8 protein-coding genes and 1 pseudogene are annotated in these 10443 nt (G+C 49.7%); 5 read left to right on the top strand and 4 right to left on the bottom strand.

Features of this window, described 5'->3' with window-relative positions:
- Positions 1–166: 166 nt before the first annotated feature.
- From EVX52_RS25460 to EVX52_RS05600, 3 genes and pseudogenes are all read left to right on the top strand, one after another.
- Positions 167–256: pseudogene (locus EVX52_RS25460) on the top strand (transposase); the annotation flags it as partial.
- Positions 257–345: 89 nt separating this feature from the next.
- Complete coding sequence (locus EVX52_RS25455; protein WP_217138567.1) at positions 346–1296, top strand: VENN motif pre-toxin domain-containing protein; 951 nt, start codon at positions 346–348, stop codon at positions 1294–1296.
- Positions 1293–1730 carry a hypothetical protein gene (locus tag EVX52_RS05600; protein ID WP_015697206.1) on the top strand — a complete coding sequence of 146 codons (438 nt, stop codon included), beginning with the start codon at positions 1293–1295 and terminating at the stop codon, positions 1728–1730. The genes EVX52_RS25455 and EVX52_RS05600 overlap by 4 nt, the downstream gene beginning before the upstream one ends.
- 804 nt (positions 1731–2534) lie before the next feature.
- Here the strand turns inward: EVX52_RS05600 and EVX52_RS05595 are convergent.
- Both EVX52_RS05595 and yeaG read right to left on the bottom strand, forming a co-directional pair.
- Positions 2535–3809: a YeaH/YhbH family protein gene (locus EVX52_RS05595; protein WP_129990803.1), complete on the bottom strand. Its 1275-nt coding sequence runs from the start codon at positions 3807–3809 to the stop codon at positions 2535–2537.
- A gap of 34 nt (positions 3810–3843) precedes the next feature.
- A complete protein-coding gene (gene yeaG / locus EVX52_RS05590; RefSeq protein ID WP_129951131.1) occupies positions 3844–5778 on the bottom strand; it encodes a protein kinase YeaG in 1935 nt (644 codons plus the stop codon).
- A 530-nt stretch (positions 5779–6308) separates the two neighbouring features.
- On the opposite strand from yeaG, the gene EVX52_RS05585 reads away from it, so the two are divergent.
- Positions 6309–7058, top strand: coding sequence for a MipA/OmpV family protein (locus EVX52_RS05585; protein WP_129951132.1), 750 nt, complete (start codon positions 6309–6311; stop codon positions 7056–7058).
- 110 nt (positions 7059–7168) lie between these two features.
- Positions 7169–8023 carry an aldo/keto reductase gene (locus EVX52_RS05580; RefSeq protein WP_129951133.1) on the top strand — a complete coding sequence of 285 codons (855 nt, stop codon included), beginning with the start codon at positions 7169–7171 and terminating at the stop codon, positions 8021–8023.
- A gap of 82 nt (positions 8024–8105) precedes the next feature.
- Here EVX52_RS05580 and EVX52_RS05575 read toward each other — a convergent pair whose 3' ends face one another.
- Both EVX52_RS05575 and gapA read right to left on the bottom strand, forming a co-directional pair.
- Positions 8106–8975: a D-hexose-6-phosphate mutarotase gene (locus tag EVX52_RS05575; RefSeq protein ID WP_129990802.1), complete on the bottom strand. Its 870-nt coding sequence runs from the start codon at positions 8973–8975 to the stop codon at positions 8106–8108.
- A 166-nt stretch (positions 8976–9141) separates the two neighbouring features.
- Entirely contained in the window at positions 9142–10140 is a 999-nt protein-coding gene (gene gapA / locus EVX52_RS05570; protein ID WP_013575362.1) for a glyceraldehyde-3-phosphate dehydrogenase, read from the bottom strand.
- Between the last annotated feature and the right edge of the window lie 303 nt (positions 10141–10443).

The raw sequence follows: 10443 nt of genomic DNA, 5'->3' as shown, positions 1-10443 counted from the left end.
ATTATGTTTGCCATGGGTGTGATGCCTGAGATATTAGCACACCCAAAACACGTCTCTTCCACGTTTATGACCCTGACCCCGAATATTGACCTTACCCCAAAATCCTGCCCCATTCAGAAACAGGATTCCGGCATGATAATGACTCCCCTGAACGGAGGATGTGCCGATGAAAAAGTCACGATTCACCGAAGAGCAGAGTGTTTTTGCCCTAAAACAGGCCGAGCAGGGAACACCGGTGCCTGAAGTCTGCCGTAAATCGCAGGGGGAATAAGCCCGCTGATTGCCCGGGAAATCAAAAGTCACACGCTGAATGACGACGGTACGACCAATGTCGCGGCTAATGCGATGGCCCATGCCGTCTGGGGCGCTGTAGCAGCGCAAATGTCCGGAGGCAATGCAGCAGCGGGTGCTGCCGGCGCGTTCAGTGGTGAACTTGCCGCGCGTTATATAGCGGAATATTATTACCATGCGACCACTCAGGCGGATATAGATAAACTTTCGCAGAGCGACCGGCAGGAAATCAGCTTACTGAGTACGCTGGCGGCGGGTGTTGCCGGAGCAACAGCGGGCAATAACCTGTCTTCTGCGACGACAGGGGCGCAGGCGGGGAAGAATGCGGTTGAGAATAATGCGCTGGCATTAGGCAGCACTGCATCTGCACTGAATGCAGCAATCTCTGGTGCAATTGGAAATGGAAGCCAGCAACAACAGGATACTAAAGAAGATCAAGGTGCGGGATATACTTGTGAAGGTACCCGCGAACAGTGCGCGGTGCGTGACGGCACCCGTGGACCGGGGCATACGGAGTTACCGATAGCGGATAAAGATCCGACCGGCGGTAAGCTCGAAAATCCGGCCCCGGCGGAGAGCACAGCCACCACGCTGACGACCCCGGATCAGTCGGATAAGAACGGAGCCAGTCATACCGGAAATACCGATGGCGCACCGTCTACTGCCGGAAATACCACCACGACGCCGATCCCGGATGGGCCGAATAAGGATGACTTGGCTTATTTGGCTGATGGGCATATGTTGGGGGCCAATGGAGTTCAGACGTCCAGTAAAACTATATGGAAAGGTGCCGGTAAGGAACGAATAGATGTTGAAAATCCTGCACCAGGACAAAGAGCGGGGCAACTACATTATCAAGATAATAAGGATAATAAATATCTTTATGATCCCAAGACGGATTCATTCCCCGATGCACCTAAGTCGGTAAATAATCTATTGAATGACCCATCATTTAAGAAGGCGATCAATAAAGGGTTGACTCAGTATTTAGGAGAGAAGAAATGAAGTGTAATTATTTGATGGAAAAGGAAATGAAGGTTGCAGATTGGAGGGGGTTATCTCTTCCTGATGATTTGCAGTCATGGATTAATGGCGGTTTTTTAGAAGATAACGGCTGTGTTTTTTTACGCTCTCTATACAAAAATTACCAAGGGTTAGATAATTTCCCTGATAGGACAGGGGTTGAATGTTTTGTAAACTCTTTTCATATTGATGATTATGTATCCGAACGGTATCTGGATTACTCATTTTTATTTTGTGAGCAAATATTAGCTTGCTGGAAAAAATACAATCAGTCCCAGAAATTAAATGTGATTATTTCTCATGATGAATTTGGTGCAGTGGTTAAGTTTCATGTGAAGCGTCAGAACGAAAATTGGTTAAGTAGTAATCTTGAAGGATATAAGGAAGCAGTTTTAGAAACAAGTGAACCTATTTAACGTTAAAAACGTCCTAGCCCTCGCGCCGGGAACGTTATTTTTACCGGTCAGACTCTCCGTGCTGCCTTCATCCCATTGCTCTTGTTCGTGATCTTTGGCGGTTGCCTGGAAATGCTTCAGCAACCGGGCTGGAAATGTTTTGTCATTACCGTCATGCCGACGGTATGACGAAACCATCCGGTCAGGGCCATGCCCCGACACCCTAGCGTTAAAATAAAAACCCCGGCGCTGGCCGGGGATGAGGGTGTGATTACTCGGCAAACATCAGGCCGCCGGGGTAATGCTTCATCCATTTCGCTGCCGCGTCCGTGTCAAAGGCTTCGCAAAAGCTCAGTTTTATTTTTCAGCCTGTAAAAGCATCTGTAGGTGACTTACTGGCGGGCAAAGACGATCTGTAAGCGCCCCGCATATCAAGACAATCGGGAATTGTTAGCTATAAATATTTAAAATTCAGTTGGTGCTAAGAAACTGCTGGAGTTGTTCAAGATATTGCGCAGTCTGGGGGCGATGAGTGCCTGAATCTAAATAAGTCTCTGGCGAGTGAAGCGCAGTGGGCTGGTAATGGCGTTAAAGATCCGTTATATGATGCACCTAGTTAGCAGCAGAATGTGCTTACAAGGACGTAATATTTTCATTCATACACGTCATGGCCTCATAGGCAATCGTAAGAAAAGATTTTGCAGAGAGGAGCGCTTCCCCAGAATGAAGGGTAAATATCTGCTCTCATTGAAAAGGGAAAGGCGCTTGGGAAGAGGAAAAACAGCTGGATAATGCCACTTAACCAGCTGTTTTAAAGGCTAAACATCAGCGTTCTTGAACTTGTTTATGAAACAGCTCCCTGAATACCGGATAAATATCTTCCTGCTCGCGGATATGCTGCATAGCGAAATTATCGAATTTCTCCTGTAGCACTTCGTATTCACGCCACAGCGTCTGGTGGGCGCGGCGGGTGATTTCGATATAGCTGTAATAACGCACCATCGGCAGGATCTTCTGTGCCAGAAGCTGGTGACAGAGCGGGGAGTCGTCAGCCCAGTTATCGCCATCGGAGGCCTGCGCGGCATAAATATTCCACTGCGCCGGGTCGTAGCGTTCCTGAATGACTTCATCCATCAGTTTCAGGGCACTCGACACAATGGTGCCGCCGGTCTCCTGCGAGTAGAAGAACTCCTGTTCATCCACTTCTTTAGCTTGTGTATGGTGACGGATATAGACCACATCGACGTTCTTGTACGTCCGGCTCAGGAACAGATAAAGCAGGATATAGAAACGTTTGGCCATGTCCTTGGTTGCCTGATCCATCGAACCGGAGACATCCATCAGACAGAACATCACCGCCTGGCTGGAAGGCTCGGGGCGACGTTCATAGTTACGGTAACGTAAATCAAAGGTATCGATAAACGGCGTTTTGGCAATTTTTGCCCGCAGCTCAGCAATCGCTTTGCGCAACCGTTCTTCTTCCAGTAACTGTGCCGGTTCGCTGTGCTCGACCTCGGTCAGCGTCGATTCCAGTTGACGCAGCTCCCGTTTTTTACCCGCGGTCATCGCCGTACGGCGTGCCAGCGAGTTTTGCAAAGAACGTACCACACTGATATTGGCCGGCACACCATTAGACGTGTAACCGGAGCGGTGGGTTTTGAATTCATTCAGCTGCTTGTGCTGGTTTTTCCTCAGGTTTGGCAGCGCCAGATCTTCAAACAGCAGATCGAGATATTCGTCCTTTGAAATCTGGAATGAAAACTCATCTTCGCCTTCACCGTCCTGACTGGCTTCGCCCTGACCACTGCCGCCGCCGCCGCCCCCCTGCGGTCGTTCGATGCGGTCATTCTGTACAAAGTGGTCGTTGCCGGGGTGAACACGGTGGCGCAAGCCACCGCGGCCCTGATGAAACATGGGCTCGTTGATATCGGAATTGGGGATCGAAACCGACTCCCCACTATCCACGTCGGTGACCGAACGCTTGTTGATGGCCTCGGCAATCGACTGTTTGATTTGCGACTTATAGCGGCGCAAAAAGCGCTGGCGGTTCACCGCGCTTTTATTTTTGCCATTCAGCCGGCGGTCAATAAAATACGTCATATTTCCCCCAAACGACGTTGCCAACGATCTTCTGTTATGAGGATTTTCTCACGCGCAGGTACCATTCACATAGCAGGCGGACCTGTTTACGTGTGTATCCTTTCTCCATCATTCTGTCGACAAAATCATCATGTTTTTTCTGTTCATCAGTCGACGTCTTGGCGTTAAACGAGATAACTGGCAGTAATTCCTCGGTATTTGAGAACATTTTTTTCTCAATCACCGTGCGCAGTTTTTCGTAACTGGTCCAGTTTGGATTGCGGCCGCTGTTATTAGCGCGGGCACGCAGCACGAAGTTGACGATTTCGTTACGGAAATCTTTTGGATTACTGATCCCGGCCGGTTTTTCAATTTTCTCCAGCTCGGCATTCAGCGATTCACGGTCGAAGAGTTGTCCGGTATCCGGATCGCGGTATTCCTGATCCTGGATCCAGAAGTCAGCGTACGTGACATAACGGTCGAAAATGTTTTGTCCGTATTCTGAGTAGGACTCAAGATAAGCGGTCTGGATCTCTTTGCCGATAAACTCAGCGTATTTTGGGATCAGATAACCTTTCAGGTGCTCCAGATATTTCTCGGCGATATCCTGCGGGAACTGTTCACGCTCGATTTGCTGTTCCAGCACGTAGAACAGATGAACCGGGTTGGCGGCCACTTCGGCATGGTCAAAGTTGAAAACACGGGAGAGAATTTTAAATGCAAAACGTGTCGACAGCCCGTTCATGCCTTCGTCCACGCCCGCATAATCGCGGTATTCCTGATAGGACTTGGCTTTCGGATCGGTATCTTTCAGGCTTTCACCGTCATACACCCGCATTTTGGAATAGCTGCTGGAGTTTTCTGGTGTTTTCAGACGCGAGAGAATCGAAAAGCGCGCGAGCGTTTCCAGGGTTCCCGGTGCGCAAGGGGCATGCGAGAGCTCACTGTTGCTGAGCAGTTTATCGTAGATTTTCATCTCTTCAGACACACGCAGGCAGTATGGCACTTTGACGATGTATACACGGTCAAGGAACGCTTCATTATTCTTGTTGTTACGGAACGTCACCCATTCAGATTCGTTGGAGTGCGCCAGAATAATGCCATTGAACGGCAGGGCGGAGATCCCCTCCGTACCGTTATAGTTACCTTCCTGAGTCGCCGTCAGTAACGGATGCAGCACTTTAATCGGTGCCTTAAACATTTCGACGAATTCCATTAAACCCTGGTTTGCGCGGCATAATGCACCGGAATAACCGTAAGCATCCGGATCGTTTTGCGCGTGGTTTTCCAGTTTACGGATATCCACTTTCCCGACCAGCGCGGAAATGTCCTGGTTGTTTTCATCGCCCGGTTCCGTTTTAGCGATGGCGATTTGTTCGAGAATCGACGGCCAGACTTTCACGACTTTAAACTTCGTGATGTCGCCCCCGAATTCATGCAGACGTTTTGCCGCCCATGGCGACATGATCGTGCCGAGATAGCGCGGCGGAATGTTGTATTCTTTTTCGAGAATATGCGCATCTTCCTGCGGGTTAAACAGGCACAGCGGGTGATCGTTTACCGGGCTGCGTTCGCCGTTGGCGCTCAGCACGTAAATCGGGACGCGTTGCATCAGGGATTTCAGCCGTTCGGCCAGTGACGATTTACCACCACCCACCGGGCCCAGTAAATAAAGGATTTGTTTCTTTTCTTCCAGACCCTGCGCGGCATGTTTCAGGTAGGAGACAATCTGTTCAATAGCCTCTTCCATGCCGTAAAATTCTTCAAATGCAGGGTAACGTGCAACAACACGGTTCGAGAATAAACGCGACAGGCGTGGTTCAAGCGCGGTATCTACCATCACTGGTTCACCGATTGCCATCAACAGACGTTCCGCCGCATTGACATAAGCACTGCGATCTTGCCGTGCAATGGTAAGAAATTCCTGCAGTGTGAACTCTTCGTCCTTGGCAGCCTCATAGCGCTGGCGATAGTGGTCAAATATGTTCATACGATGCCCGTCCTTCGTTATTTTACCCTTCGTCTCTGGAACCACCAACGTGCTGTAATTCCAAATATTCGGGTAACGCACAGGTTAATGAGAGCTTTTTCAGCGCCCCCGGAAGAAAGATCTCCCACCTGATTACAGCAACCCTTATGCCAACTTGCAGAACCCTTCAAAGCTGACAGTCTTGATGATGTGTCACTGTCAGACCCGGTGGGACGGGCAACCGTTCAGGCTAAGTCTTTCATCTATTTATAAGCGTAGTTTGGCATTAAGAAAATTTCCTCTATGGTTTAGGCGTTTTTTAAGTCATATCAATGACTCAGTTATCAGGAATGCTCTGAAAAGCCTTACAGGACGTGCTCTGCAGAGCGGAAGTTGTTTCTTTAGTCATTTTTATTTCATATTTTGCAGTTAAATTGTGCGATCGCCACGGTTTTTCCGGAGATGTCTTTTTATAGGCCGAAAATTGCTAAGCGCGACGTTTACGGTTCATTTAAACTAGCGATGATTTTTTACTTAATGGAATTAAGACAATGAAAATGATTAATCTTAAAACACTGTCACTCGCCGGCGCGGCAGTGCTTTGCAGTCATGTTGCCGTTGCAGGGACCTGGCAGCTGGGTGCTTCAGCGTTAGTTGCCCCTGATCCGTATCGTGGGAATAACGATCATGTTTACCCGGTGCCGATCATCAACTACGACAATGATGACTTCTACTTCCACACCCTGATGGCGGGTTATTACTTGTGGAATGATGACGTCAACAAACTCAGCATCACCGGCAGCTACTTTCCATTAAGCTTCGACCCAAGTGACAGCGATGATAAGCGCATGAAGCGACTTGATAAACGTCACTCAACACTGATGGCTGGTCTGGCTTATTCGCATAACGCTGAGTGGGGGACTGTCCGCGCCAGCTTTAATGCCGATACGCTTGACACCAGCAACGGCATGACCGCTGATCTGGGTTATCTGTATGCGATTAAAGGGGCTAACTGGGCTGTGGTGCCGGGCTTTGGCGTGACCTGGTTCAGCTCGAATCTCAATGAGTATTATTATGGCGTCACCAAAGACGAATCTCGTCGTAGTGGCTTCGAAAGCTATTCCCCGGGCGACAGCTTTAGCCCGTACGTCGAAGTTTCCGCTAAATACAACTTCACGCCTGACTGGCAAGGATTCGTGACCGGCCGCTACCTGCGCCTGTCCAGTGAAGTGACTGACAGCCCGATCATTGAAAAAGAATGGACAGGCGTACTGTGGACGGGAGTGACTTACACCTTCTGATCTGATGCACTGTTCTGGTGAGTGATGTGCACAGTAATGGGGCGATTCGCCCCATTTGCACATTTATGGTTCAACGGGCTTTTCACCCATGACCCAACCGGAGGAAACAGATGAAAGCGAAAACCGTGCAGTTGCCTGATGGCACGACAATACCCGCAATCGGACAAGGTACCTGGTATATGGGGGAACGGAACAGCGACCTCCGTGCCGAAGTGAAAGCCTTACAGCAAGGGTTGGATAGCGGTATGACGCTGATCGATACCGCAGAAATGTACGCCGATGGCGGCGCGGAGAGGGTGGTAGGTGAAGCCATCGCCGGTCGTCGCGATGATGTGTTTCTGGTGTCAAAAGTCTATCCGCACCATGCAGGTGGTGCGAAAGCGATTGCCGCCTGTGAGCAGAGTCTGAAGCGATTAAAAACCGATTGTCTGGATCTGTATCTGTTGCACTGGCGTGGTTCGATTCCGCTACATGACACTGTCGCGGCGATGGAAACATTGCAGCAATCGGGCAAAATTCGCCGCTGGGGTGTCTCTAATCTGGACACTGACGATATGCAGGCGTTGTGGAAAATCCCCGGTGGCAATGAATGTATGACCAATCAGGTGCTGTATCACGCGGCGGCCCGTGGCATTGAGTTTGACCTGCTGCCATGGTGTGAGGAGCACAGTGTTCCTGTGATGGCCTATTGCCCGCTGGCACAGGCAGGAAAGTTACGTCACGAGGTGCTGACGGCACCGGTGATCCAGGAAATCGCCCAAACACGGGGTGTCAGCGGTGCACAGATTGCACTGGCCTGGGTAATACGCACGGGTAATGTCATCGCCATTCCTAAAGCGGTACAACCCCAGCACGTGAAAGAGAATGCGGCGGCGTTGACGCTTAGCCTGACGGAAGAGGAAATAGCACGAATTGACACAGCGTTTCCGGCGCCGGATCATAAAACGCCGCTGGACATGGTCTGACATCAGCCCTTCATATCAATCATCTGACGACAAAAAGGGGCAAAATTGCCCCTTTTTCGTCTTGATTACCCCCACAAACCGGTTATTTCCGGATTGAGAAGGTCACCGCCAGACGCGCCGGGGCAGCATGTGTTGATTTATGTGTCTGGGAAACCTGCGCTGTTTCCACACACACCATGGTTTTATACCCATCATCCGGCATATCAGCCATGCTCACCGAGAGTGCTGAACCCGGGTTCCAGGCCACTACATCAGCATTATTTTCATGCGCAACAACCAGCGTACGTTTCAGAACCGGATCAACGATTTCGCTGGTGGCTTGTGGCTGGGTATAGATGCGGTCAGTCTGGCCCGTGAAGGTCAGGTCACCTTCTTCCTGCTTGGCTTTTGCGCCATCGACTTTATCGATAAAGCTGTTGCCCAGACCTTTGATGCTGACACCGGCGATATCACCAATGTTGAAATAAGTGTGCAGGGCGCTGTTGGCTTCGAAATCACCGGTAGATTCCAGCTCGATATGGCAGGTTGAGCCGAGTGTGAAGCGTGCGGTCAGCGTGAACTCATGCGGCCACAACTCCAGCGTTTCAGGGGAGCTTTTCAGCGTTAAAGTCAGTACTACACCTTCAGCAGTTTCCTGACGATCAGTCAGTTCCCATGCCACGTTACGCGCGAAACCGTGGGAAGGTTTGCCTGCCGGACCAAACCACGGCCAGCAAATGGGAATACCGCCACGAATCGCGACGCCTTCTTTGAACGCACTGGCGCTGCTCATCCACAGTACAGGTGCTTCGCCTTCAGGCTGCCATGACAGCAGATGCGCGCCTTGCAGGGCAATCGCAGCACGTACTTTAGGATGGGTAACCACGAGCACCGGCAGTTCGTCGATAAGACGCTGGCTGACGGAGGTAGAGATCTGATTTACGACCGGAAGAGAAAAGAGTTGTTCTGTCATTATCTAAAGTCCTGTCAGGGTTAAACAATTACGATTTTGAACCAAGACTACACATGAACCAAACCTGTCTGTTTGATCGCACTCATGTGCTGATAAAAAAGTGCATCCGACAGAAAGCAAAAGGGCGACTTGCGTCGCCCTTCAATCAGTTCATCCACATTACCAATTATTTGGAAACGTGAGCGATCAGATCCAATACTTTGTTTGAGTAGCCAGTTTCGTTATCGTACCAGGAAACCAGTTTCACAAAGTTGTCGTTCAGCGCGATACCTGCTTTCGCATCGAATACGGAAGTCAGTTTTTCGCCGTTGAAGTCGGTAGATACTACGTCGTCTTCGGTGTAACCCAGAACGCCTTTCAGATCGCCTGCTTCAGAAGCTGCTTTGATTACTGCGCAGATTTCTTTGTAAGAAGCTGGTTTTTCCAGACGTGCAGTCAGGTCAACAACAGAAACGTTAGGAGTAGGAACGCGGAACGCCATACCTGTCAGTTTACCGTTCAGAGCCGGGATTACTTTACCTACAGCTTTAGCTGCACCGGTAGAAGAAGGGATGATGTTCTGGGATGCGCCGCGGCCGCCGCGCCAGTCTTTGTGAGACGGGCCATCGACAGTTTTCTGTGTTGCGGTAGTTGCATGCACGGTGGTCATCAGCGCTTCAACGATACCGAAGTTGTCGTTGATAACTTTAGCCAGTGGTGCCAGGCAGTTAGTGGTGCAAGATGCGTTAGAAACAATTTCCTGACCTGCGTATTCTTTATGGTTAACACCCATAACGAACATTGGCGTGTTGTCTTTAGAAGGACCAGTCAGAACAACTTTCTTAGCGCCCGCAGTGATGTGTTTACGCGCAGTTGCATCATCCAGGAACAAACCTGTCGCTTCAGCTACAACGTCAACGTTAACTTCGTTCCATTTCAGGTTAGCTGGATCACGCTCAGCGGTAACACGGATGGTTTTGCCATTAACAACCAGGTGACCGTCTTTAACTTCAACAGTACCGTTGAAACGACCATGAGTTGAGTCGTACTTCAGCATGTATGCCATGTAGTCCGCGTCTAACAGATCGTTGATTGCTACGATCTCGATGTCAGAACGTTCTTGAGCAGCACGGAAAACAATGCGACCGATACGGCCAAAACCGTTGATACCTACTTTGATAGTCATATATTCCACCAGCTATTTTTTTAGTGAATAAAAGGTTGGTTGTAAAATTACAAAAACCTTGCTGAGCGTCAAGCGGAATCGTGTCAATTATTGCTGTAAGTCAAAGCGACGACCTACTGCTGCTCGCTTATTGCACGTTCCGGTTTTTTAATCGGCTCACAACCACATGGGGGCGAAAAACAGAATATAAAGAGCCGGATGAACAAGAGTGTGATCGCCATCACAAGTTGTAAGCTGGCTAACGCTGATGCCATACAGTTTAGGACAAAACAGACAGACTCGTTGTTAATTTTTTGTTATTAT

This window comes from Rahnella sp. CFA14(1/10) (assembly GCF_004195095.1).
GTDB lineage: Bacteria > Pseudomonadota > Gammaproteobacteria > Enterobacterales > Enterobacteriaceae > Rahnella > Rahnella perminowiae.
The sequence above is the reverse complement of the archived record's forward strand: the minus strand, read 5'-3'. Positions and strand labels throughout refer to the sequence as shown.